The sequence below is a fragment of the Aquimarina penaris genome (assembly GCF_040786285.1).
In the GTDB taxonomy this organism is placed as follows: domain Bacteria; phylum Bacteroidota; class Bacteroidia; order Flavobacteriales; family Flavobacteriaceae; genus Aquimarina.
The window spans coordinates 119,506-146,017 of sequence record NZ_JBFMKQ010000002.1 but is presented as its reverse complement, the minus strand read 5'-3'; the positions used below and the strand labels follow the sequence as shown (position 1 = coordinate 146,017).

At 35.5% G+C, this 26,512-nt stretch carries 22 protein-coding genes; 4 read left to right on the top strand and 18 right to left on the bottom strand.

Annotated elements, in window-relative coordinates; translation table 11 throughout:
* Positions 1–5: 5 nt before the first annotated feature.
* From murG to mraZ, 9 genes are all read right to left on the bottom strand, one after another.
* Positions 6–1,118: an undecaprenyldiphospho-muramoylpentapeptide beta-N-acetylglucosaminyltransferase gene (gene murG, locus ABW637_RS10295; RefSeq protein WP_367584601.1), complete on the bottom strand. Its 1,113-nt coding sequence runs from the start codon at positions 1,116–1,118 to the stop codon at positions 6–8.
* Positions 1,111–2,319, bottom strand: a complete 1,209-nt coding sequence (locus tag ABW637_RS10290) for an FtsW/RodA/SpoVE family cell cycle protein (protein ID WP_367584599.1) — start codon at positions 2,317–2,319, stop codon at positions 1,111–1,113. Before ABW637_RS10290 ends, murG begins: the two co-directional genes overlap by 8 nt.
* A gap of 47 nt (positions 2,320–2,366) precedes the next feature.
* The gene (gene murD, locus ABW637_RS10285; protein WP_367585291.1) at positions 2,367–3,704 is read right to left on the bottom strand and encodes a UDP-N-acetylmuramoyl-L-alanine--D-glutamate ligase; all 1,338 of its coding nucleotides are present in this window, start codon (positions 3,702–3,704) and stop codon (positions 2,367–2,369) included.
* A 95-nt stretch (positions 3,705–3,799) separates the two neighbouring features.
* Entirely contained in the window at positions 3,800–5,032 is a 1,233-nt protein-coding gene (gene mraY / locus ABW637_RS10280; protein WP_367584598.1) for a phospho-N-acetylmuramoyl-pentapeptide-transferase, read from the bottom strand.
* A gap of 45 nt (positions 5,033–5,077) precedes the next feature.
* Entirely contained in the window at positions 5,078–6,541 is a 1,464-nt protein-coding gene (locus tag ABW637_RS10275; protein WP_367584597.1) for a UDP-N-acetylmuramoyl-L-alanyl-D-glutamate--2,6-diaminopimelate ligase, read from the bottom strand.
* Positions 6,538–8,532, bottom strand: a complete 1,995-nt coding sequence (locus ABW637_RS10270; RefSeq protein WP_367584596.1) for a PASTA domain-containing penicillin-binding protein — start codon at positions 8,530–8,532, stop codon at positions 6,538–6,540. The genes ABW637_RS10275 and ABW637_RS10270 overlap by 4 nt, the downstream gene beginning before the upstream one ends.
* 6 nt (positions 8,533–8,538) lie before the next feature.
* Positions 8,539–8,850 (bottom strand): FtsL-like putative cell division protein, encoded by a 312-nt coding sequence (locus ABW637_RS10265; protein WP_367584595.1) that lies wholly within the window; start codon positions 8,848–8,850, stop codon positions 8,539–8,541.
* Positions 8,847–9,743: a 16S rRNA (cytosine(1402)-N(4))-methyltransferase RsmH gene (gene rsmH / locus ABW637_RS10260; protein WP_367585290.1), complete on the bottom strand. Its 897-nt coding sequence runs from the start codon at positions 9,741–9,743 to the stop codon at positions 8,847–8,849. The genes ABW637_RS10265 and rsmH overlap by 4 nt, the downstream gene beginning before the upstream one ends.
* 81 nt (positions 9,744–9,824) lie before the next feature.
* Positions 9,825–10,292, bottom strand: a complete 468-nt coding sequence (gene mraZ, locus ABW637_RS10255) for a division/cell wall cluster transcriptional repressor MraZ (RefSeq protein ID WP_367584594.1) — start codon at positions 10,290–10,292, stop codon at positions 9,825–9,827.
* A 302-nt stretch (positions 10,293–10,594) separates the two neighbouring features.
* Here mraZ and ABW637_RS10250 point away from each other — a divergent pair, with 302 nt between their 5' ends.
* Both ABW637_RS10250 and yihA read left to right on the top strand, forming a co-directional pair.
* Positions 10,595–11,365, top strand: coding sequence for an alpha/beta fold hydrolase (locus tag ABW637_RS10250; protein WP_367584593.1), 771 nt, complete (start codon positions 10,595–10,597; stop codon positions 11,363–11,365).
* Between the two features lie 15 nt (positions 11,366–11,380).
* Positions 11,381–11,986: a ribosome biogenesis GTP-binding protein YihA/YsxC gene (yihA, locus tag ABW637_RS10245; protein ID WP_367584592.1), complete on the top strand. Its 606-nt coding sequence runs from the start codon at positions 11,381–11,383 to the stop codon at positions 11,984–11,986.
* Here yihA and ABW637_RS10240 read toward each other — a convergent pair.
* The 4 genes from ABW637_RS10240 to gldB form a co-directional block, all read right to left on the bottom strand.
* Positions 11,973–12,341 (bottom strand): GTPase, encoded by a 369-nt coding sequence (locus tag ABW637_RS10240; protein WP_367584591.1) that lies wholly within the window; start codon positions 12,339–12,341, stop codon positions 11,973–11,975. The two genes, yihA and ABW637_RS10240, sit on opposite strands and share 14 nt — an antisense overlap.
* Positions 12,342–12,426: 85 nt before the next feature.
* A complete protein-coding gene (locus ABW637_RS10235) occupies positions 12,427–14,868 on the bottom strand; it encodes a T9SS type A sorting domain-containing protein (RefSeq protein ID WP_367584590.1) in 2,442 nt (813 codons plus the stop codon).
* Between the two features lie 125 nt (positions 14,869–14,993).
* The gene (gene gldC, locus ABW637_RS10230) at positions 14,994–15,332 is read right to left on the bottom strand and encodes a gliding motility protein GldC (protein ID WP_367584589.1); all 339 of its coding nucleotides are present in this window, start codon (positions 15,330–15,332) and stop codon (positions 14,994–14,996) included.
* Entirely contained in the window at positions 15,332–16,300 is a 969-nt protein-coding gene (gene gldB / locus ABW637_RS10225; protein ID WP_367584588.1) for a gliding motility lipoprotein GldB, read from the bottom strand. Before gldB ends, gldC begins: the two co-directional genes overlap by 1 nt.
* A gap of 112 nt (positions 16,301–16,412) precedes the next feature.
* Between gldB and nadE the strand changes: the two genes are divergently transcribed.
* On the top strand, positions 16,413–17,201 hold the full coding sequence (gene nadE / locus ABW637_RS10220; protein ID WP_367584587.1) for an NAD(+) synthase: 789 nt from the start codon (positions 16,413–16,415) through the stop codon (positions 17,199–17,201).
* A 129-nt stretch (positions 17,202–17,330) separates the two neighbouring features.
* Positions 17,331–17,963, top strand: a complete 633-nt coding sequence (locus ABW637_RS10215; protein ID WP_367584586.1) for a response regulator — start codon at positions 17,331–17,333, stop codon at positions 17,961–17,963.
* Positions 17,964–18,008: 45 nt separating this feature from the next.
* Here ABW637_RS10215 and dnaG read toward each other — a convergent pair whose 3' ends face one another.
* The 5 genes from dnaG to ABW637_RS10190 form a co-directional block, all read right to left on the bottom strand.
* Positions 18,009–19,970 carry a DNA primase gene (gene dnaG / locus ABW637_RS10210; protein WP_367584585.1) on the bottom strand — a complete coding sequence of 654 codons (1,962 nt, stop codon included), beginning with the start codon at positions 19,968–19,970 and terminating at the stop codon, positions 18,009–18,011.
* Positions 19,971–20,119: 149 nt separating this feature from the next.
* Entirely contained in the window at positions 20,120–23,404 is a 3,285-nt protein-coding gene (locus tag ABW637_RS10205; protein ID WP_367584584.1) for a fibronectin type III domain-containing protein, read from the bottom strand.
* Positions 23,405–23,945: 541 nt separating this feature from the next.
* Positions 23,946–25,016: a coiled-coil domain-containing protein gene (locus ABW637_RS10200; RefSeq protein ID WP_367584583.1), complete on the bottom strand. Its 1,071-nt coding sequence runs from the start codon at positions 25,014–25,016 to the stop codon at positions 23,946–23,948.
* Positions 25,017–25,091: 75 nt separating this feature from the next.
* On the bottom strand, positions 25,092–25,928 hold the full coding sequence (locus tag ABW637_RS10195; RefSeq protein WP_367584582.1) for a hypothetical protein: 837 nt from the start codon (positions 25,926–25,928) through the stop codon (positions 25,092–25,094).
* Positions 25,909–26,478, bottom strand: a complete 570-nt coding sequence (locus tag ABW637_RS10190; RefSeq protein WP_367584581.1) for an RNA polymerase sigma factor — start codon at positions 26,476–26,478, stop codon at positions 25,909–25,911. The genes ABW637_RS10195 and ABW637_RS10190 overlap by 20 nt, the downstream gene beginning before the upstream one ends.
* Positions 26,479–26,512 lie beyond the last annotated feature (34 nt).

Genomic DNA, 26,512 nt, shown 5'->3' with positions numbered 1-26,512 from the left:
CACTACTAGTTCTTTAAAGAACCTTCTTCTATTAATTTTTCTATTTCATCAACTATATCTGATGTAGCATTGGGCAATGCCAGTTTTTTTATTGCCGCTCCCAACTTCAACTGCTCATCTTCTGATTTCAGTAATTCTGAAATCGTATATTGAAAACTCTCATCCAATTCACTTTCTCTAAGCATTTTGGCTCCACCCTGATCTACGATAGCCTTAGCATTTTTGGTCTGATGATCTTCGGCTACGTTTGGAGAAGGAATAAACAATACTGGTTTTGCCACAATACACAATTCTGAAACCGAACTTGCCCCGGCTCTCGAAATAATAATATCTGCTGCGGCATATGCTTGATCCATAGTATCCAAAAACTGATGAACCTGAACATATTCTTGATCAGAATATTTTTTATATGCTGAGTAATACAACTTACCACATTGCCAAATCACTTGGACTCCCTTCTCGATAAAGAAACTGAGTTCTTTCTCAATCAATTGATTAATTCTTCTGGCACCAAGGCTTCCACCAAGAATCAAAACCGTCTTTTTTTCTTTATCCAGTTTATATTTGGATATCCCTAAGTCTCTTTTACCGGTTATTTCTAACAAATCCTGCCGAACCGGATTACCAGTTTTAATAATTTTATTTTTCGGAAAAAATCGCTCCATATCATCATATGCAACACAAATTTTACCTGCATCTTTTGATAACCATTTATTGGTGATTCCGGGAAAAGAATTTTGTTCTTGAAGCACAGTTGGGATCTTTTTTGCATTTGCCATTTTTAATAATGGTCCACTTGCAAACCCTCCGGTTCCTATAACCACATCAGGTTTAAATTTTTTGATCACCTTTCTCGATTTCCAAAGACTACTTAGTAATTTTATAGGAAACAACAGATTACTGAGTGTTAGTTTTCTTTGAATACCACTAATCCACAGTCCTATAATTTCATACCCTGCTTGAGGAACTTTTTGCATTTCCATTCGATCTTTGGCTCCCACAAACAAAACTGAAGCCTCTGGATATCTATTACGCAATTCGTTTGCAATAGCGATAGCAGGATAGATATGCCCTCCTGTTCCTCCACCGGATAATATGACTTTCAGTTTTTTACTCATATACTTCTCTCAAAACCTCAAGTGGGTTTTCTTCTTTCTCTCTTGTTAATTCTTCTTCAATTATTTCTTCTCTTCTACTGCTTACACTTAATACTATTCCTATTGCTAAACAGGTCATCCAAATGGATGTCCCTCCGCTACTTATAAGTGGTAATGTTTGTCCCGTAACCGGAAATAATTCAACGGCTACTGCCATGTTAATTAAAGCCTGAAATACTATCGGAAGCCCTACACCAATCACTAATAATTTCCCAAACATATCAGAGCTTTTATGGGCAGCAATCACTAATCGAAATAATAACAACATATATAACAGCATTAGAAAAACACCTCCCAAAAACCCCCATTCTTCAATGATAATGGCGTAAATGAAATCTGAAGACGATTGCGGTAAAAAGTTCCTTTGTACACTCTTACCTGGCCCTGTACCGATAACTCCGCCTCTTGCAATTGCGATTTTTGCTCGCTCGATCTGATAATCTTCTTGCGTATCTTTCTTATCTGTAAAATTCTCTATTCTACTCACCCAGGTATCTACTCTATTTGGAAACATCCCAGGAAATGCCTTAGCAAATAATATAAAAAAGATCAGCACCATAAGTCCTGTCCCTAAAACAACTGTGATATATTTTAAAGGATATCCACCAAGAAATACCAGCATAATTACCATACAAAATATAATTGCTGCTGTAGAAAAATTAGCCGGTAGAATTAACATCAAAATCAAAGACACTGGTAACCAAAGTGGCAATAAAGATTCTTTAAAAGAAACAACTTCATTTTTTATTTTAGAAAGATACCTTGCAACATAAGCCATTAAAACAACAGCCGCCAATGTAGAAGGTTGAAAACCAACTCCAACAAATGGCAAACGAATCCACCTACTGGCATTAGCGCCTCCTGCTGTAGTATTTTGAGCCAATGTGACCAACAACAATATGATCACAATAGGTATCATAATAATAGACAAGCCTTTGAAATAGTGATACGGTATTTTATGTACACCATACATAATCAAAAACCCTAAAATCAAATGTGCAAAATGCTTTACCAAAAAGCTAAATGTATCTCCATCCCCCCCATATAGATATGCTAAATTACTACTTGCACTATATACCGGAAGAAATGAAAACAATGCCAACAACGCAGCCACGGCCCATATCACTTTATCTCCTTTTATATTTGATAGTACTTTAGTCATTTAAATCGTTTTATAATCTATCGTAATTCTTTATTCATCATATACTATTATAATTCTCTTACTGCTTCTTTAAACTGTCTGCCTCTCTCCTCATAATTTTTAAACAAATCAAAACTTGCACATGCGGGAGACAACAATACATTCTCATTTCTCTCTGCAATCTTATATGCTATATTTACAGCTTCTTTCATAGATTGTGTTTCTATAATATTATCAACACAATTCCCAAATGCGTTAATAATTTTTGAATTATCTACTCCTAAGCAGATGATTGCTTTTACTTTTTCGTTAACCAAAGGATACAACTCGGTATAGTCATTACCTTTATCTACACCTCCAACAATCCATACGGTGGCAGATTTCATAGCATCCAACGCATAAAAGGTTGCATTAACATTGGTAGCTTTAGAATCGTTGATGTACTGCACATTATTTATTTTCAGCACATTTTCTAATCTATGTTCTACCCCATGGAAATTCTCCAGGCATTCCCTGATAGTGGTTTTCCTGATTTTTAACAATTGTGCTGCAGTAGACGCGGCCATTGCATTTTTCACATTGTGATTCCCCTTTAATGATAAATTTGTTGTTGGCATGATTAGTTCGTTGTTATCTATTATTATTTTTATATTTCCATCTTCTAAATACGCGCCGTTTTTCACTTTTTTTGTCAATGAAAAAGGCAATAATCTTGAGCGAATGGGATGTTGTTCTAAATATTCTACTATTACTTTATCATCTTGATCATAGATGAAATAATCTTCTTCTGTTTGATTCATTGCTATTCTGAATTTTGAAGCGATATAATTTTCAAATTTATAATCATATCGATCCAAATGATCAGGTGTAATATTGGTTAGAATTGCAATATGTGGAGCAAAGTCTAGTATGCCATCTAACTGAAAACTACTAAGCTCTAGCGCATAATAAGGGGCATCATTTTCTGCTACTTGTTTTGCAAAGCTATCTCCTATATTACCCGCCATATTTACATCCAGTCCTCCTTGCTGAAGTAGATAATGCATTAACATAGTGGTAGTCGTTTTTCCGTTACTACCTGTTATACCCACTATTTTTGCATTCGTATACTTTGACGCAAATTCTATCTCAGAAATTACCGGAATTCCTTTTTCATTTAACTGTGCAATCAATTCAATTTTATCCGGAATTCCAGGACTTTTCATGACCACATCAGCATCCAAAATTTTAGCAACTGTATGTTTTTGCTCTTCCCATTCGATTTCAAAATTTCTAAGAACGTCTTTATAATCCTTTGCAATCGCCCCTTTATCAGAAACAAAAACATCAAATCCTTCTTTTTTACCTAAAATAGCAGTCCCTACTCCACTTTCTCCTGCGCCTAAAACGACAAGTCGTTTTTTTATTTTAGAATTATAATTCACGATTCTAATCTTTATGAGGATTTAACATCCCCCTAACCCCCTTCAAAGGGGGAATAGTTATTACTTATATAATCTTATCATCTAACCTTTAATGTTAGTACAGCAATGATTGCCAGAAAAATCCCTACAATCCAAAACCTTGCAACTATCTTACTTTCATGTATTCCTTTCTTTTGATAATGATGGTGTAATGGAGACATAAGAAATATCCTTCTTCCTTCTCCGTGTTTTTTCTTAGTATACTTAAACCAGCTTACCTGCATCATAACCGATAAAGTCTCAATAAAAAAGATTCCACATAGGATAGGTATCAAAAACTCTTTACGAATAGCAATCGCTATTACCGCGATTATCCCTCCTATAGTAAGACTACCGGTATCCCCCATAAATACTTGAGCGGGATATGTATTATACCACAAAAACCCTACTAAAGCTCCAGCGAATGCAGTGATAAAAATGGTTGTCTCTCCAGAATTAGGGATGTACATCACATTGAGATAATCTGAGAAAATGATATTACCCGAAACCCAGGCAAACAAAGCCAAAGTCAATACTATAATAGCAGAGGAACCTGCTGCCAACCCATCAATTCCATCAGTGAGATTAGCACCATTTGATACCGCAGTGACTATAAAAATCACTATTGGAATAAAAATCAACCAAGCATACTTGGCTAGCTCGGGACTTATCCAGGTAATCAAATCTGCATAATCAAATTCATTGTTCTTAAAAAACGGCAACGTGGTTTTGGTAGACTTTACTGCCGGATTGAAATCTGATTTTTCTTCTCCTATATTTGAAACTTGCTCTATTTCAGACTTTGCTTTTTCTTCTCTAACTGTAATATCATTATGAAAATACATGGTACACCCAACAATAAGCCCAAGTCCAACCTGGCCGATTATTTTAAACTTTCCTGCTAAACCTTCTTTATCTTTTCTTTTAATCTTTAAGAAGTCATCTGTAAAACCAATCGCCCCCATCCAAAGTGTAGTTACAATGAGCAGGATTACATATATATTATCAAGTTTTGCAAATAACAGTACAGGAACAAGTGTTGCCAAAATAATAATGACTCCTCCCATAGTAGGTGTTCCCGCTTTTTCGGCTTGACCTTCTAATCCCAACTCACGAATACTTTCACCCATTTGTTGTCTACTTAAAAAGCGTATGATTCGTTTACCATAAATTGTAGAGATCAATAGCGACAGTATAATTGCCATTGCAGCTCTAAACGTGATAAACTGAAACAACGTGGCCCCGGGGAATTGGTACTCGCTTTCCAAATATTCAAATAGATAATACAACATAAGTTAATACCTTTATTACACTCTTAAATAAGTGCTTTTAGGATTTTATTTATTTAGTTTCTTCAGTTCCTCTTTTACGATTTCAAAATCATTAAAATCAATTCGTTCTCCATTAATTTCCTGATAGGTTTCATGTCCTTTTCCTGCTATCAGAATAATATCATCCTTCTCTGCCAATTGGCATGCCGTTTTAATTGCCTGCTTTCTATCTGTTATTGCAAGTGTTTTTTTATAGTCTTGCGGCTCTACTCCTTTTTCAATATCCTCTATAATCTGATCTGGATTTTCTGTTCTTGGATTGTCACTTGTGAAAATTGACTTATTACTTAATTTTGCAGCTATATTACCCATCACAGGCCGCTTCATTTTATCACGATCTCCACCACATCCGACCACAGTAATAAGAACTTCATTATTGGTTCTGATATCATTAATAGTTTCAAGTACATTTTTTAATGCATCTGGTGTATGAGCATAATCTACGATTGCTGTAATTTTCTCATCAGAAATCATGTATTGAAATCTACCACTCACACTTTGTAAATCGCTTAATAAGCGTAGGGTTTCAAGGGTTTCGAGGCCTAATAACTCAGCAGTACCGAAAATTGCCAGTAAATTGTACGCATTAAAGCTACCGATAAGCTTGGCCCACACTTCATGATCATTAAGCTTAAGCAATAATCCCTCGAGGCTGCTTTCAAGGATCTGCCCTCTAAAATCTGCATACGACTTCAACGCATAACCATATTGTTTGGCATTTGTATTTTGAAGCATGAAAGCCCCATTTTTGTCATCTCTATTGATTAATGCAAAAGCATTAGACGACAGTCCATCGAAAAATACTTTTTTCACATCACGATACTCTTTAAATGTATTGTGATAATCCAGGTGATCATGAGATAAATTTGTAAAAATTCCTCCTGTAAACTCTAATCCTTCAGTTCGTTTTTGGTGGATACCGTGAGAGCTCACTTCCATAAAACAATACTCAACACCTTCGGCATTCATTTCTTTGAGATAATAATTAATTGCCAAAGAATCAGGTGTCGTATGGGTAGCTTTATACTCTTTATTATCCACCAGGACTTTAACCGTTGATAGTAATCCAACTTTAAACCCTGCTTTCTTAAATAGTTGATACAACAAAGTGGCTATGGTAGTTTTACCATTGGTACCCGTTACTCCTACTAGTTTTAAGTTTCCTGAAGGGTTATCATAATAATTTGAAGCCATTATAGCCAATGCAGATTGAGTGTCCTCTACCACTACATAGATTACATCATCAACCTTAAGTCCTGGCAATTCTTCGCAAACTACAACCACAGCTCCTTGATCAATAGATTTTTGTATAAAACTATGGCCATCAGAAACGGAACCACGAATAGCTACAAACACATCTCCTTTATCAATCTTCCTGGAATCAAATTCGATCTTATTGACACCGATTGTTGTATTACCAACTACAGCATTAATAGCAACTTTATATAGAATGTCTTTTAACTCGATCACGATAATTCTAGTCTAATGGTTTGGTTAATTTTTACTTTAGTTCCAGGTTCTATTGATTGTGTTTTAACTGTTCCCGATCCTACTAATTCAACTTTGAGTCCCATATTCTCTAAAAGTGAAATAACATCCATTGCGGGCATACCTTTTACATTAGGCATGATTGTTTTATATTTTTGAGCTTTTTGATAATATTCCTCATAGCTTTTAACCACAGGATTACTTTCGACTACAGCGTAAGACACTTCATCAATGACAGGTATGTCGTTATATATTTTTGTTGCTATGGTTTTAAACACAGGTGCGGCAACTTCACTACCATAATATCCTTTTTCCTTGTTAGGCTTATGAATCACAACTATACTAGAATATATTGGCTTATCAGCAGGAAAATAACCCGCAAAAGACGATATATACTCCCTCTCTCTATCTTTCCCATAGTTACCCCAACAAGTCCCTGTTTTACCTGCGATAAGGAAATTATCGGTATGAATATTATCAGCCGTACCTCTTTTCACCACATTAAGCATCATTTCCTGAACCACCTTTGCTGTTTGTTTAGAACATATTGTAGGATTCAGAACCTCTTTATCAAAACTTTCTCGGGTTTTATCCCAGGTTTTTACTTCTTTAATAAATCTTGGTTTCACCATTTCTCCATCATTAGCAATAGCATTATAAAACGCAAGTGTTTGCAAAGGCGTGAGTGCAACACCATAGCCATGAGCCATCCAAGGTAAAGTAGTACCATACCAATCATCATCGCCTGGATATGGGATTTTAGGTTTTCCTTCTCCTCTAATTGACAATCCCAATGTTTCTGCCAATCCCATATTAATCAATCGATCAACAAATTTTCGAGGATTGTCTTTATACTTTTCATTAATCATTTTAGCAAAGGCTGTATTCGAGGATACTTCGAAAGCTTTTGCTGCAGATATTTTACCATATCCCCCCCAGCGAGAGTCCTTTACCACTCTATCATAGAATTTTACACGTCCGTTTTCGGTATCTATTACATAACTAGAATCGATTGCCCTATCTTCTAAAGCCGCTACGATTGTCATTAATTTAAATGTAGAACCAGGTTCATGAGATTCACCCACCGCATAATTGAGTTTTTCATAGTATTTACCCGCCTTGGTCCGACCCAGGTTAGAAATTGCTTTAATCTCTCCGGTTTTGGTTTCCATGACAACCACCGTACCATGTTCTGCTTCAAATCTTTCTAATTGCCCTAAAAGTGCATGATGCGCAATATCCTGGATATTCACATCTATGGTAGACACCACATCATAACCATCTTGAGGCTCTACCTCATTATCATCACCAATAGGTTTCCATTGGTTTTTTGCAATTTTTTGTTTCTTACGCTTTCCTTCTTTACCTCTTAAAAAAGGACCATATGCACCCTCTAATCCAACCCTGGTATAATATCCTTGTTCATCTCTTCTTTCGTACCCAACAGTACGCTCGGCTATCTTGCCGATAGGATGTTCTCTCACTGTACGTTGTTCTACAATTAACCCTCCTCTATTGGCACCAAAAACAAATAAAGGAAACTCTTTAACCTTCATGTATTGAGAATATCCCAAGTTCCTACAAACCAATAAATATCGATTTTTATTTGCCCTAGCAGTTCTTATATTCTTGTCATAGTATGAAATCGGTTTTCCAAATTCTTTGGATAATGCTTCACACAAAGGCTTAACATACTCCCTAAAATCTTTATCAGAGACTGTTAGTGCGTCAAATCGTATATCATACTTTGGAACAGATGTAGCCAATAGATTACCCTTACTATCATAAAGATTACCTCTATTAGCTGGAATATCAAAAGTTTTAAAAACTCGTTCCTGAGCTTTTTTACGATACATATCCCCTTCTACAAACTGTATATTTACCAATTTCACCATTACAGCAACAGCAAAAACGAACATACATGCTGCTATAAAATACAACCTGTTTAATATGTTTTTTTCTTTTATCGCCAAAGCAGTTTAGTTTTTTACAATTATTTTCCTTGGTGGCTTGGTAGGCCTCTTTAATCCTTTTTGAGTCATCTTTTTGATTATTGAAGACTCCATTTTTAACCTCATCAATTCGGTTTTTCCATCGACAAATTGCGTTCTTAACTCTCTTACTTCATTATTCAACCCTGCAATTTTATGTACCTTACGTTCTGCATTATGAGAGCTTGCAATCATTATTATTGCCAAAAAAGACAGAAACAACAACATTCTCCAATTCTTCATTGCATCATCTGCAATAAGAAACTTCCCTTTTAATATGTCATAAATTGTTTGTTTCAAATCCTTTCTGCTATTCTTAGTTTAGCACTTCGTGCTCTATTATTCTCTCTAATCTCATCTGCTTCGGGAATAATCAATCCTCCTACCTTTTTAAATGGCACCGAAACATTACCGTATAAATCCTTCTCGGGCTCTCCTTCAAACATTCCATTTCGGATGAATCTTTTAACCAACCGATCTTCTAAAGAATGATAAGAAATCAAACTAATTCTACCTCCAGCATCTAAAAGCTCTTCGGTTTGAATTAGAAACTCCTTAAGTACTTGGATCTCCTGATTTACTTCAATCCTAATTGCCTGATAAATCTGAGCCAGTATTTTATGTTCTTTATGTTTAGGCAAAAACGGCTTTAACACCTCTTTTAATTGAACACTTGTTTTTATCGGATCTGTTTTTCTGGCCCCCACGATGGTTCTTGCCAGCTTAGGAGCATTTCGTAATTCGCCATACTCTAAAAACATCGTTCTCAAATCTGATTCCTCATATTCATTAATCACGTTATATGCAGACAACCCTCCACTCTGATTCATTCTCATATCCAAATCAGCTTCAAATCTTGTAGAAAACCCTCTTTCTGCCACATCAAATTGATGAGAAGAAACTCCAAAATCCCCAAGGATCCCATCTACTTTTTTCACCCCATGAAACCGAAGAAAACGTTTAATAAACCTGAAATTTTCATTGATAAGCGTAAATCGCTCATCATTAATTGAATTCTTGAGAGCATCTTGATCCTGATCAAAGGCAAATAGCCTTCCTTCTTTCCCTAATCTTTTAAGAATTTCTTTAGAATGCCCTCCTCCTCCAAACGTAACATCTACATATATTCCGTTAGGCTTAATCGCAAGGCCATCTACAGTTTCTTTTAATAAAACCGGGTTATGATATTCCATTTGTTTCATCTGTTCTTCTTCATTGAATTTTAAGAGTCAGATGGAATCGCCAATACACCATTTAACTCACATCAATTTTCATTAATCATGGCTTATTTCATCATCAAATCCCATTACTTCTTCAGCTAAATCTGCAAAATCAACCGCTACGTCATCAATTGCTTTTTCATACTTATCCTTATCCCAAATCTCTATGATATTAACCGCTGACGACAATACCAATTCCTTGGTTATTCCCGCAAAACCAATTAAATCTTTTGGAATTAACAAACGACCAGCTGAATCAATTTCTACTATCTTCACACCAGCAGTAAACTTTCTTATAAAATCATTATTCTTTTTCTTAAAGCGGTTGAGTTTGTTTATTTTTTGCATAAGCAGATTCCATTCCGCAATTGGATACAACTCTAAACACGACTGAAACACCGATCTCTTTAACACAAAACCATCTTGTAACACTGGTGATAATTGCTTCTTAAAAGCAACAGGCATCATGAGACGTCCCTTAGCGTCTGCCTTACACTCATATGTACCGATTAGATTTACCACTTTACTTCACTAAACGTTTAATTAGTCAAATATATTGAAAAAATTACCACATTTTACCACATTTTACCACATTGTTAATAAGTTACCTTATACATAATGCTTATATATTGACTAAAAACTTTAAGAATTTGTCTATCAAGACTCTACAGCAAAGCTTATAAAATATTGGCCTTAACGACTTTAGAATAGAAATAAATGAGTAGTAAAAAAAATTATAAAATTCATTCGGTAGTATTAACAAAAAAACTTAAAACTAATTATGAAAATGCTATATTTGCGTTTAATTCTTGTAAGGAGTATTAATGAAGCACGAATTAAAAAAAGACGGAAAATTTAGTTATCTAGATTTAGGAGAAGGCACACCAATTATCATTTTGCATGGATTAATGGGTGGGTTGAGCAACTTTGAAGGAGTAGGCTCATACTTCCCTAAACAAGGATACAAAGTACTGATCCCAGAACTCCCCGTCTACACACTACCTCTAATAAAAACTAAGGTAAGCACCTATGCCAAATACCTAAAAGATTTTATTGATCATTTGGGATATGGTAATAAAGAGGTCATCTTACTAGGTAATTCTCTAGGAGGTCACATTGGACTTTTATGCACCAAAATGTTTCCGGAAAAAGTAAAAGCTCTTGTGATCACAGGAAGTTCGGGACTTTATGAAAGTGCGATGGGTGAAAGTTATCCTAAACGAGGTGATTATGAATACATCAAAGCCAAAGCTGAAAACGTTTTTTATGATCCTGCCATTGCCACAAAAGAGATTGTAGACGAAGTTTATGAAACGGTTAATGATCGTAACAGACTAATAAGAACACTGGCAATTGCCAAAAGTGCCATACGTCATAACATGGCAAAAGATTTACCTCAAATGAATACTCCTACATGTATTATTTGGGGAAAAAATGATAATGTAACTCCACCTGAAGTAGCAGATGATTTTTATAGACTGTTACCAGACTCTGATCTGTATTGGATTGACAAATGTGGCCATGCCGCTATGATGGAGCACCCTGATGAATTTAATCGATTATTATATAACTGGTTACAAGAACGTAATTTCTAATCATTATTAAACGCTATGAAGATTAACAGCGCTGAATTTGTGATAAGTAATAGCGATGTTGCCAAATGTCCAAAAGACAAACTCCCTGAGTATGCTTTTATTGGTAGATCCAACGTAGGTAAGTCATCATTGATCAATATGATAACCGATCGAAAAAGCCTTGCCAAAACATCTGGAAGACCTGGAAAAACTCAATTAATCAATCACTTTATCATCAATAAAAATTGGTTTTTGGTTGATTTACCTGGTTATGGATACGCCAGGGTATCTAAATCTGCAAAAAAAGTATTTCAAAAATTTATTACATCGTACTTTTCTAAACGCACTCAGCTGGTTAGCGCTTTTGTATTGGTTGATTGCAGACATGAACCACAAAAGATAGATCTCGAGTTTATGCAGTGGTTAGGGGAAAATCAGATTCCTTTTTCTATCATCTTCACCAAGGCAGACAAACTTTCTAAAAACAAACTTCCGGCCCAAATTAATAGTTATATAGAAGAAATGCTTAAGTATTGGGAAGAAATGCCTAATTACTTTATTACCTCCTCTTCTTCTGGACTAGGAAAAGAAGAGGTCCTTAATTATATTAAAGAAATTAATTCTCAACTCAAGATGTCTTAGGCAACATCTTTTTCTGTAATTTTTTAATCAACTCTTCTGTTGATTCTAAAGAAGCTATTTTTTTCGAATCAAACAATACCTCAATAGTGTTTTTATCTTTCTGAAGAATCATAGGAAAATCAAATTCTTTTATATTAGGATATGCATCCTCGAATTCATTTTTATACATAAACTCAATCTCCAGACCTGAGTTTTGTTTAAAATCCTTCCATATTTTCTTTTCAGAAAAATTACCATGGGTTAAACTACACAAATCACAAGAATATGTACTAGGACTAATAATTTTATGAATACCGTCTAATTGTTTATTCCAATAATCTGATTTTGCATTATATACAAAAGTTAGTGTTTTCATCTTAAAAAAATACAAAAAAAAGAGCTGTAATAGTTAGTTACAACTCTTTTTACATAATTAATATATTATTCCCAATCTTACAACATTAAAACCTACCCCTTACTACAATTTGCCTCGTAGTTGAAGCTCCTGTTAAGTCATCTCTTACAGAAAGCAGATACACTCCAGGCTGTAAGTTACTCACATTAATTCTTATAAAATTTCTTCTTTGGAACGTTTGTACATCAACAGGGTTACCCGACATATCATAAAGCTGTATGCTTGGGCTACTATTAATAACACCTCTTAAAATCACATTTACAAACCTAGATGCAGGTATAGGAAAAACAATAACATTCAACTCTACCTGCTCATTACGAACTACTGCTATAGAATTGGATAAATCATAACAACCCGATAAATCAGTCAATGCATTATTCCCTGGATCCAATCCTTCTAAACCATCTTCATAACGGATATACCAGATCAAACATGTACCTACTCCTGCTCCATCAAAATCAACACCCTCTAAAGCTTCAACTGTGGGTGGCAAGCCCAATATCGTACCCCGATCATCGGTAATTACCCAACTGGCATTACTACCCGAACTACCCGATACTGAAACTCCACTAACAAAATCCGGAGAACCATCTACCGTAAAACTAAAAGGACCTCCTGTAATTTCTCCACCATCAGGAGCATTACGTGTTACACTAATAGAATTCGACAAATCATAGGTCCCTGATAAATCGGTCAAGGCATTATTACCCGGTTCTAAGCCTTCTAGACCATCGGCATAGCTCAGATGCCAAATCAAACATACTCCCGCTCCGGCACCATCAAAATCAACACCTTCTACGGCAGCTATTGTTGGAGGTAACCCTAAAATCGTACCTTGATCATCGGTAATCACCCACGTCGTATTACTTCCTATGTTACCAGATAATGATATATCGCTCACATTATCTGCTTCGCCATCGACACAAAATACGAATGGACCGCCAGTAATCTCTCCACCATCCACGGCTTCATTACGAACTACTGCTATAGAATTGGATAAATCATAACAACCCGATAAATCAGTCAAAGCATTGTTCCCTGGATCTAATCCTTCTAGACCATCTTCATAACGGATATACCAGATCAAACATGTACCTACTCCTGCTCCATCAAAATCAACACCCTCTAAAGCTTCAACTGTGGGTGGCAAGCCCAATATCGTACCCCGATCATCGGTAATTACCCAACTGGCATTGCTACCCGAACTACCTGATACCGAAACTCCACTAACAAAATCCGGAGAACCATCTACCGTAAAACTAAAAGGACCTCCTGTAATTTCTCCACCATCAGGAGCATTACGTGTTACACTAATAGAATTCGACAAATCATAGGTCCCTGATAAATCGGTCAAGGCATTATTACCCGGTTCTAAGCCTTCTAGACCATCGGCATAGCTCAGATGCCAAATCAAACATACTCCCGCTCCGGCACCATCAAAATCAACGCCTTCGACGGCAGCTATTGTTGGAGGTAATCCTAATATCGTACCCTGATCATCGGTAATCACCCACGTCGTATTACTTCCTATGGCACCTGATAGTGATATGTCGCTTACATTATCTGCTTCACCATCGACACAAAATACGAATGGACCGCCTGTAATCTCTCCACCATCCACGGCTTCATTACGAACTACTGCTATAGAATTTGACAGATCATAACAACCCGATAAATCAGTCAATGCATTGTTTCCTGGATCTAATCCTTCTAAACCATCTTCATAACGGATATACCAGATCAAACATGTACCTACTCCTGCTCCATCAAAATCAACACCCTCTAAAGCTTCAACTGTTGGGGGCAAACCTAATATCGTACCCCGATCATCGGTAATTACCCAACTGGCATTGCTGCCCGAACTACCCGATACCGAAACTCCACTAACAAAATCCGGAGAACCATCCACCGTAAAATTAAAAGGACCTCCGGTAATCTCTCCGCCATTTGCTGCACATGCACTCCAAAAACTTAATCCATTCTGTGCACCATTTCCAACATACGTATAAGGAGCAGGTCCTGAAATAAAATCGCCTGCTATCCATAATCCTTGAGCTACCGCTAAAGCCTCTCTAATATTCCCAGCTGCACCCCACTGAACAAAATCAATTAAATTGGTAGCTTCTCCAAACCCTCCATTAGAAGTTGTATCAGGAAGATACAAGGACAGCCCGTCACTTTCTACGCCTACAGCAACATTGTAAGAAACCGTTATTGAACCTGAGGGCATAACATTTAAATCACCACTAGGATTTAGGGAATTTAACTGTCTATACGTACCTGGACGTAGACATAGCCAATAATCACTGAGATCAACAGAGACATCACCAAAATTAGTTATTGTAACTGTTGCTAAATTAGTTACAGGATCGACTACAGTTAAACGAGGGTTTGCCTGGGAAAATCCGTTGTGTATTGTCCCTATTAAGAAGATAAGAACAGAAATTGTCTTTATAAATGAGTTTTGATCAAGGAATTGTGTTTTCATTTGAGTATGGTTAAAGGTTAAGAATTTGTGTAATTCTTCAAAGAAGAATTACAAATATATTACTCGGAAAACACAAAAAGTGTTAGCTACCTAACACTTTAATTATCAAATATTTACTATATATACTATTTTTTTACAAGTTCTAATTTCTCTGCAAAGTAATCACAAAAATCTTTCATAGTTGCCGACATTTTTTCATCTTGGGTTGCACGCTGGAAAGTGTCACTCATAGCAACCAGTGTTTGATGAAAAAACACCTTCATTTCATCAACCGGCATATCTTTTGTCCATAAGTCAATACGCAGGCTTTCTTTATTTTTACTATCCCATACAGACAAAAGCAATGCCTTGGTCTCTTCATTTTCTACGCCACCGTCTTTTGCTGTCCATTTTAATTGTTCAGGAATACGGTTTTCGTCTAATTCTATATCTATTTTGATTTCTGATTTATGCTTGCTTGCCATTATTTCGAGGGTTTATATTTTGAAGTATTAAAAATTGTTTCGGCATCTGCCAATATTAATTGTCGCAAAGATACATTGTTATTCTTCATATACGAAGCAACAATTCTCCAACCTATAAATTGACCTACTCTATCCGGAGCTTCTTTATCAATTTCTTCTAGATAAAATTTTGAAAAAGGTGCAGGATATAGAAATCTAGGCATCAGCTCACTATCTGTACTATACAACAATTTTCTGTCTATAAAATATCTCCAAATCTCTTCTTCGTTTGCCTGCACCCAGGCATACTGATCATCTGTATACTTCATTTTTTGAGCATTGCTATAATCTGGCAAAAATAAATCCATAAGATATAGTTCTTTCCCAATCGATATGAGGTTTCCTAAAAAAGTTCTATCCCTAATTGGCCCTACCAGATTTTTGGCATATATAGAAGCTACATCTGGTAATATTTGTTGTCTTTTAAAATTTCGCTTCAGATATTGCTGAATTCCTTCGTAAAAATGATGATCTCCACCTAAATAGGTGTCGAGCGAAATAATAAGCAACCCTTTATCCACAACAATTCTATTTCTGTAATTCACATCAGAAGTAATAGTAATCACTCTAGGCTCTTTGATCTCTGGAAAGTAAAATTTAATATGTCGAAAAAATGCCTCAAGCTCCTCTTTTTCTTTAGAGAGATCAGAAAAAGTCTTTTCTACTTCTGTATTTATTTCTAGCTGTATCGTATCCTTAATTTTATTTAACCAAATGCTATCTGCATATTTTTCTGGAAACAAAAAGGGATAATTTTCTTTAAGACCAGGCAGGTTTTGCGGTGTTAATTCTGCAAATGATTGATCAAAACGTTCAATATTAACCTCAACAGGGATTTTGGCGATTTCTTTTTCATTTTTGCTTTCTTTGCCACAGGATAGTACTAAGCAAAAAAGGATAGAAAATTTTAAAAATTTAATACTATTCATTCCTAAACTATAATATCTCTTCAAATAATTCTTATTACTACAGAACGCCATCTTTTTTTATTAATTTTATAACCACAAAGTTAAAGTAAAGAATCTATTAAAAATAAAAAATATGCAGGTAGAAAAAGTAATTGATCATATCGTGAATTGGCTAAAAGATTATGCCACTAAAGCTAATATTGAAGGTTTTGTGGTAGGAGTTAGTGGAGGAATTGATAGTGCCGTTACTTCTTCTTTATGTGCAAGGACTGGTTTAAAGACGCTGTGTGTAGAAATGCCTATTCATCAAGCCGAAAGCCAAGTGAACAGAGCTCAGGAGCATATTGCTCAACTAAAAGAGAGGTTTCAAAATGTATCAGACACCAGAGTTGATCTTACCCCTGTTTTTGAAGAACTAAAATCAGCAGTCCCTAATGTTGAATCCAGTGCACAACTCGATCTTTCTTTAGCGAACACAAGAGCTCGTTTAAGAATGTCAACACTCTACTACTTTGCGGGTTTGCATAAATATCTGGTTGCAGGCACTGGTAACAAGGTAGAGGATTTTGGGGTTGGATTTTATACCAAATATGGAGACGGTGGTGTAGATTTAAGCCCTATTGCTGATTTATTAAAAAGTGAGGTTTATGCCTTAGCGAAAGCCTTAAAAATACCAGAATCTATACAAGTGGCAGCTCCAACTGATGGTTTGTTTGGTGACAGCCGAAGCGACGAAGATCAAATTGGGGCAAGTTACGATGAATTAGAATGGGCTATGAAAATGAAAGATAAGGGAAAAATTCCTGATGATTTTGAAGGCCGAAAGCAGGAAGTTTTTAAAATTTTCATAAGGCTAAATACCGTAAATCAACACAAAATGAATCCCATACCTGTCTGTAATATACCCATTAGTCTATTATAATCAACACTTTATCGATAAATCGGAAAAAAAAAGTTTACTAGGACTAGTTCTTATTAATTTTGCATAAAGATTACAAAATTACCCCTAGCCTAACATGTTAATTAATAAACCAACATTAAGTAAACTAGAATGACAACCGTACTAATCGCTGATCATCATCCTATTACCAGGAAAGGGATCGTTTCTTTATTTCGTAATTCGGAAGAATACGAAATTACCGGTAAGGTAAGTAATGGAAACGAAATGTATGACGTTTTGAAAGCCAATACGCCAGATGTGCTTATCATGGAATTAGACCTTCCACAAATTAATGGGATAATGGCACTAAGAACTATCAAAAAAGAATTTTCTGGAATTAAAGTTATTATCTTTAGCTCCCACCCTGAAGAAATGTATGCATTAAGCGCTATAAAAGCTGGTGCATCTGCATATTTATCAAAAACAGTTCCTACAAAAACACTAAAAAAAGCAATTGAACGCGTAGCTAGAGGAGGAATATATTTAAATGACAACCTTACACAACAATTGGCAAATGGAAATGCCAGTGAAAATAATATGGTTGTAAAATACAAGAAATTATCTTCTAGAGAAATAGAGGTGCTTAACCTACTATCCTCTGGAAAACGTAATAAGGATATCGCAACAACATTATCTATTAATGAAAAAACAGTGAGCACCTATAAAACCAGGCTGCTTAAAAAATTAAAAGTAGATAATCTTGCTGACTTGATTCACCAATCCCGATTATTACACATTAGCTAACATTAGGAGTTTATAATCGATGGCTCATTATCGATGAGCTATCGATTAAACCACTCGGTTAAGTTTTACAGACAATATTTTCTTAAGAGATTGATAATCCATGATATTCTGAATGGTTTCTTGATTATCGTTAGTGCTTTGCGCTTTCACTTCTTGTGATAGTTCTTCTACTTTTTGGCTAATTAAAAACCTGCGCAAGTTTAAGATAGTATCACTTACATATTGAGGCACTGTATAATCCTTTTGTTTTACATGAATCTCCATATCATGCCAACGATGTAATGCGTATCGCTCTTCATGCATCATAATAGCTGTAATCTCAGAAGCAATTTCGGGAGGAGTATGATTAATAAAATTTTCTATTTTAAAATCATCTTCTTGGTGTAATTGTTCTATCAAAATAGAATATACTTCTTTAAAATTATCATTAGTAAATTCTATTTCATCATCCTGAAGATCCAGATATATCTTCTCGAACACCTTTACGGTATGTACTTCTGGTTCTAATACGAGTTCACCATCTTCATTTTCTTTTAAAACAAGGTCCTCAAACTCTTCTTCACGTTTTCCATACAGCAATAGTATCTCGATGATTTTACGCTCTAATTCATATTGCTCATTTACTTTAGGAGCTTTTGCTGTATCTGGTTTTACAACCTCTAGAGATTTTTGTTGTTGTTTTTGCTGCTTTCGCTGATCTTTTATATCTGTATTTCGAAGCTGAGCCAGGGTATTAAATAAAACATCTTCAGAAATATCCATAATCCGAGAACACTCTTGTACATAGATCTCTCGTTTGATCACATCCGGAATTTTAGAGATACTGGTTACCATATCTCGAACTAATTCTGCTTTTTTTATAGGGTCATTCTTAGATTCTTTTTGTAACAATGATGCTTTAAAACTTATAAAATCCTGAACATTTTCTTCAAGGTATAATGTAAGCTCTTCTAAGGTATTTTGTTTTGCAAAACTATCCGGGTCTTCGCCTTCTGGGAAGCTGCATACTTTTACATTCATTCCTTGTTCAAGAATGAGATCTATACCTCTTAGAGAAGCTCTCATTCCTGCAGCATCACTATCAAACAACACAGTAATATTCTTAGTGAGCCTACTTATTAAACGAATCTGATCTGAAGTTAATGCCGTTCCTGATGATGAAACCACATTTTTTACTCCCGTTTGATTAAATTGGATAACATCGGTATATCCTTCTACCAAATAGCAGTTATCTTCTTTGGCAATAGCTTGCTTAGCATGATAAATCCCATAAAGCACTTTACTTTTATGATAGATATCACTTTCGGGAGAGTTTAAGTATTTAGCAGCCTTCTTCTCATTCGTTAAAATTCTACCTCCAAATCCCAATACCCTTCCAGACATGGATTGAATAGGAAACATCACTCTGCCTTTAAACCGATCAAACTGTTTTTCTTCTTTTACAATGGTAAGTCCGGTTTTCTCAAGATACTTCAGCTGATAACTTTTTTTTATAGCTTCAGTGGTAAATGCATCCCAGGAATCGGGAGAATACCCTAATCCAAAATTTCTTATCGTTTCTTCTGTAAACCCTCTCTCTTTAAAATAAGTTAATCCTATAGCCTTACCTTGCTCTGTTTTGTGTAGTGAATTCTGAAAAAAAGTATTAGCAAATTCGCTAACCAGATACATGCTTTCCCGCTCATCTGCTTGTTCTTTTTGTTCATCTGTTTGCTCGGTTTCCTCTACTTCTATATTGTACTTTTTAGCTAAATATTTTATAGCTTCGGGATAGGTGAAATGCTCATGCTCCATTAAAAAAGCTACCACATTGCCTCCTTTACCACTAGAGAAGTCTTTCCAGATTTGTTTTACTGGCGAAACCATAAAAGAAGGTGTTTTCTCATCACTAAAAGGACTTAAGCCCTTAAAGTTACTCCCAGCCTTTTTTAATAGTACAAAGTCACCTATTACCTCTTCTAATCGAGAGGCATCAAAAACGGCATCTATGGTAGACTTATGGATCATGTAACAGTTTTAACTAATTATCTGAAACAAAAATAGCATAATTCCTGAGACACATTTCTAAACTGTATAGAATAAAAAAAACCTGATAGGTACACGGACCTATCAGGTTTAAATTAACTATTACTTAAATCTTTAAGTTTAGTATATAATTATTGCTTAATAGCTTTTCTTGTATATATTTTCTCATCTACTGTAATTCGAACGAAATATGTTCCTCGAGCGTAATTACTTATATCTATACTACTACTAGTACCTTGATATACACGTTGCCCATACATCGAAAACATTTCTACATTTTGAATAGGTGCTGATGATTTACCTACAAAAATATTTAAGGTGTTTGTTGCAGGGTTTGGAGACAATCTATATGCTCCATCATCACTTTTATCAAGATCAGTTAGTTGATAGGTATCTATTGCTCTAGCACTTGATCCAGAAACACAGAAATCTGTTGCCTCAGAGTTTGTAAACTCTCCTCCAGATACTATAGTTCCTGCACTACTAGATAATGCGTATGAACCATTACCAAATCCACAGCAAATACCATCTCCAAAAGAATCAGAAATTGTGAAGGTGTAGTTTCCATTAGCCAATCCACTAATCGTTTCATTAACAGTAGATCCATCAGGGTTAGCAGTAGAATAGCTTTCTGAAGCCACTACGGTACCTGTCGAATCTGTTACTGCCCAAGAAGTTTCTTGTGGATAGTTATCAAATGTAATACTTAGGGTTAAGTCTCCAGAAGCACAATCTCCTCCTGGACCACCATCGCCAGCTGTCAATGAAACATTATCTATTGCAGCATCTGCTCTCCAAGTATTTCCTGTTAAACGGTTAAATCGTAATTGCACTCCTGTACCTACATAAGCCGCAAGATCAACTGTTGCTGTTTGCCACGAGTTTCCTTGATTTCCACTTCTATTCCAGATGCTAGTCCATGTAGCACCCTCATCATTACTTGCTTCAAGATCTAGTGATCCAAAATTACTTGCTCCAAACATATGATAGCTAAAAGAGAACGTAGCAGAAGTCGCTGCACCAAGATCAAAACAAGGAGAATTAATAATTGCACGCTTATTTGGGAACCCAGTACCATTTCCTGAAGCTTCTACATATAAATAGAATGTTCCGTCATCTGCACTTGATGGCCCTGTATTTCTAGATGGTGTACCATTGGCATCACGTGTCCAATCTAAATCATCTCCAGAATCCTGAGTCCAAGATCCTAATCCTGCTTCAAAACTTTCGCTATAAGGAGCTGCCACACCATTTAAACATCCTGTTGCTCCTGGCGTAGTTACACTAAGTGGGCTACTAGCAGCTGATGCATTTCCAGCTGCATCTTTTGCAACTACTGTAAACTCATAGGTAGTTTCTGGAGTTAAACCTGTTACAGCTACTGTAGTCTCTGTAACTGTGTCGACAACAACCCCATCTTGTAAAACGTCATATTCTGCAACCCCAACATTATCTGTAGATGCATCCCAGCTTATAGTAACCTGGTTAGCAGAAAGGTTTGATTCTACCAGGTTAGCAGGTACTGATGGTGCTTCTGTATCAGGAGCTAAAGTAGTTACATTTAAAGTAGCACTTGCTGCTGATTCGTTCCCCGCAGCATCTTTTGCCACCACAGTGAAATCATATGATGTATTGGCAGTTAGTCCTGATACATCAAAAGTAGTAATAGTACCGGCAACAGTTCCTATCACGGCTCCATCCTGAAGTACATCATACCCAGTAACTCCTATATTATCTGTTGATGCATCCCAGCTAATCGTCGTAGAAACATCAGTAGTATTAGATGCTACTAGATTTGCAGGCACTGTAGGCGCTTCGGTATCAGGAGTATCTGGTTCTAATTTAAATGCAACTACGTGACTTCTTCTTACATTAGGAGAAGGCCCCTTCATATACTCGGCAATATGCCAGAAGGTCATATCATCTAATGGATCTATAGTCATTTGCCCATAATCTCCATAACGACCATCAGAACGATTGTTTTGAGCATCTCCATTTGCAGAAACTTGTTCTACTGCTGTCATCGTACCAAGAGGATCACTTGCCAATCTTCCTGTGTAACGTAAAGAAGTAAATACACTACTACTAACTACAGTATATCCTAATCCGATATTACCTTGTGCATCTTGTGCTATACTACCACAAAAAGCACTAAGTCCATCTGGCTGAACATAGGTACCTTCCTGGAAAATTGTCCAAGGAGCACCATCACCGGTTTGTCTTAGCTCGTACCAACGAATACCAGCTAAACTATCTGTGCCATCTAAATCAACTACGAAATTTAGTACTATAGAATTATGAGTACCAAAACGACGGTATTGAGTCATATACATCATCGTTGCTTGTAATGCATCTATATCTGGACCATTACCTGGTTCATCAAGGTTTTGGAAAGACCCTCCGTCAAATACACTATCAAAAGGTGTTGTAGAAATTTCTTGAGGAGCAGAAATTGTAGAACTACCAGGGTTTGTCCAATTCACATCTGTTGTCCATACTTTTATATGATCATTAGATACTCCAGACCAACCATCATCCTGAAGATATAATATAGAATGACCAGTACCAACCGGAGGAAGCGTCGTTCCTGTTGCGTTTGATCCACCTGGGCTATAAAAACCACTTGTCACTGCCGCCGGAAGTGGAAAACCTATCAATCCAGCAGAAGCATCACCTACCAGCATTTTATCTCTCTCAACTGCAAACACTACATCATTAGTTGTTGGTGCATTTTGATCCTTATTAGCAGTGATATAATATCCATCACTCCAAATAGATAGTTTTTCATAATCTGGAAATGAACCTGTATTAAATCTATAGGTAAACCATCCATCATTAACTGGATCTGGTCCCTGACCTACAGCGATCAAAAATCCGTTTGGAGTATTACTAAACTCCATAATGATAAATCGATCCGCAAAATTGTCATACACCACAACTGGGTCTCCTAAAGTTTCACCTGGGAAAAGTGTTCCTAATGACGCTTCTGGCACTAAAACGTTACCATTTCTGTCTAGAATACCAAAACCAGAATTAAATGCATATACATAATGATTCGGTCCTATTGCACCCGTTGCATCATTTAGTACAGTACCAATATGAGCATCAAAAGAAGCTACTTCATTAGTAATAGCCATTCTAGACGTGCTCTTTTGTTGAACTGCCATAAGTGGATCCATACCATTTTCTGGCATAAAACCTTTACCAGGAACAAACTTGTTAGTACCTTTTCGTTTAGGTGGAGCTACAGTCGCGAAAGCCTTTGCAGAAATAATGTTGTCCATGTCTGCCAAAGCAGGAATTATTCGAAGATACTCTGCTTCGCCAATAGTACTGGGGCCCATTTTACCGGTTTGTGCGAACAAACCGAAGCCGCAAAACATAAATAATGTTAGATAAAAGAATTTTGTTTTCATTTTGTGTGAAGTTTAATTAATTGTTTGTATTAGTATTAATTGTATTAGTATAAGTTTCAAAATTAGATACTATAATACGTCATACTTACGATCAAAAAAGTAAGCCCTTTTTTATGATCATATTTTGAGAAGAACAACTTCAATTATGACGAGGCTAAATATAGAATAATTCATCAAGAAACAAAAAAAATATTCGTCATAAAATACTTACAACCAACAGGTTACGTTAAAACCGTAATACACCTAAGGGTTTTGTTTCTATTTATATATTTAACAAATTAGTAATTTTAGTATACTATTTAACACAAAAATTTAGCTTTATTGATGGTACAATTTTAGTAGAACATGAGTCATACCAAGGCTTGAAAAAGATAACCCAGGCGGGCTTTTTCTTCATAAAAAACAAAAAGAGTGGCCTAATAATGCCCCTCTTTTTTAAAACAATCAGTAAATATTTTATTTATAAATTGAAAGCTATTGCACCCTTAATAACTCCCTAATTCACAGAAACTTGCAATTAATTCAAAATTTTAATTATCGATTAAAGGTCAAAACGTAATCCTAACGACACATTATTTTGATCTACCTCTGCATTTCTGAATATTGGAGATATATCATATTTAGCATATATAGACATGTCTCCAAAACCGATGTAACTACTTAATCCATAGATCAAATCACTAGTATTGTAATCTCTCTTGATTTTATCCTTAATATTATCTCCATTTTCATTATACTTCAGTTTTTGGCGAGTACTAATATTAGCACCTACATACCCTCCTAATCCAATTCTGAATTTTCGGGCAGTAGAATATCGAATTGTATTTTCGGTTTCTTTTACAGTAGACGGGCCAAATTCAAAATACAAAGGAGCTACAATATTATCCATTCTAAACTTAGATTTGTCCAACTCTAATCCAAATTCTTCGAGTTCGGTTTGATTTCCGTTCTCGACAAAGTACCGATTATCTGTAGGCTTAAGACCATTGGATTGGTATGATATCCCGTACTTTACTCTTAAAAAATTCGAATTTTTAAAAACTCTTGTGCTCCAGGTCCATCCAAGTTCGAAAAACCTGCTTCCTAAAATTTTGTAATCAGAATCATCTAATGATTGTCCGTCAACAATCGAATTGTTTAACCCAAAAGCAACAACCAAACTAGAATATGTACGTCTATCATATTTGGCTTTTCGTTTTTTCCCCGTGTTTACTTCAACTCCAAATAAAATATCTCCGCTATCTTTATTTTCTGCACCTAGCCCTATTTCAATTTTACCATCTGGGGAAGTAGAATACTCAGAACCATTTCGTTCTAAAAGAGCTATTTTGTTATCAATAATCGCTATTAAGTTTTCTATATTTAGTGCTCGCTTTTTTGCAACTGCTTCTTTTTGTTGTTGTGCTTCTTCAACTGTTATCTCTGCTCTAGCTAATTTTTCATTAATCGCTTCAACTTCTTTTTTTAATGCTTCTTTTTCTGAAATAATGATACTTTCTTTTTCCTCGGTGAGTTGTTCTATTGCATCACTGTTATTTATTTCTTGAGCTTTTAATAATTGCGCACAGAGCGTTAGGGTCACAAGTGTGACAATTGTAATTATTGTTTTCATTGTTATTGAAATTTGTTTCCCTGCATTACCCCTCTTAACAACGAGGGGATCTGCAGGTTTGATTGATGAATGAATTTAATTTTTCCTTTCGGCGACAGTAGTTTTTACTTTTTGAAAACCTGTTTTAAGCGCTTCATAAACACGTTCTTTAAAAGTTTCATCAAGCTCTTCTTCTATATCTTGTAAAAGAGCTGATGCACTCACCGTATTTTGTTTCATTATTTTTTTTGTTGTAATCTCTCGCTGTGCCTGAAGCAATAGCGCATTAATTTCGTCTTCGGTGACTTCTACATTGTTATTCTGCATATCCTGAATCTTAGCAACCACGTTCGCTACTTTGTCTTCGATCGTATTAGCATTAAGCAATAAAACATCTTCTTGTTTCTTATCGTCTACTCTATTTTCATCATTCCTAGCTATACTTGAGTCATAATCTTTTGCTTTTAAAACAGCATCAGACTCTAAGCTTTTAGGGTTCAATGTATTTGATGAAACATTATTTTTCGGTGATATCACTTCTTTTTCCTTAGGAAAGGATGTTACTAGTTGATCTGAATCTATGCTGTTATCAATAGTAAGTATTTCTTTTTCTTTTATTGATTTCTGCTCTATATTCTTATCTAAAGTACGATCATCATTTTGTTTCTCTATACTCTCTTTACTATTAGTATCTACAAACTGTGTATTCATTTGATCAGAAGCCGAATTATTATTCTTCACTACTGAAGTAACTACTATAACTCCAATAAATACAGCCGCAACACTGTACCACCAGACAGTTTTAAATCCTTTTTTTTGATTTTGCGCATTATCTAATTGAGCAGATAATTTCTCCCAAGAATTTTCTGAAGGCCTTATAGAGCGATGCTCTAACTTTTCTTTAATTTTTTCTTCAAATTTTAATGGAGCCATTACTTATTTTATTTTGTTCATTTAATTTTTGCTGCAGCATCTTTCTCGCTTTAAATAATTGAGATTTTGAGGTACTTTCAGAAATCCCCAACATCTTAGCTATTTCAATATGTTTATACCCCTCTACAGCATATAGTACAAACACCATTTTATACCCTTCTGGTAGACTATCAATTAAATCCTGAATTTGTTCTACTTCTAATTCTGTATTGATATTATTCCAGGATTCTTCCTTATAACTTTTTATTTCTTCTGTAAAAAAGATTTGTTTTTCCTTTCTTAAAAATGAAATAGATTCATTAATCATAATTCTACGCATCCATCCTTCAAAACTACCATCAAATTTGAAGCTCTTCAGGTTTGTAAACACTTTAAGAAATCCATTTAACATCACTTCTTCGGCAAAATGAAGATCTCTAACATATCGCCTACAAATACTCAACATTTTGGGCGCATGCATTTCATATAACTGATACTGAGCATCACGTTGATGTTTTGCCGCTTCCTTAATGAGTTGTGTTTCGTTTTTATAAAACTGAATTACCTTCAATGCGAAATCAATTAAATTAGATCTTCTATTTACA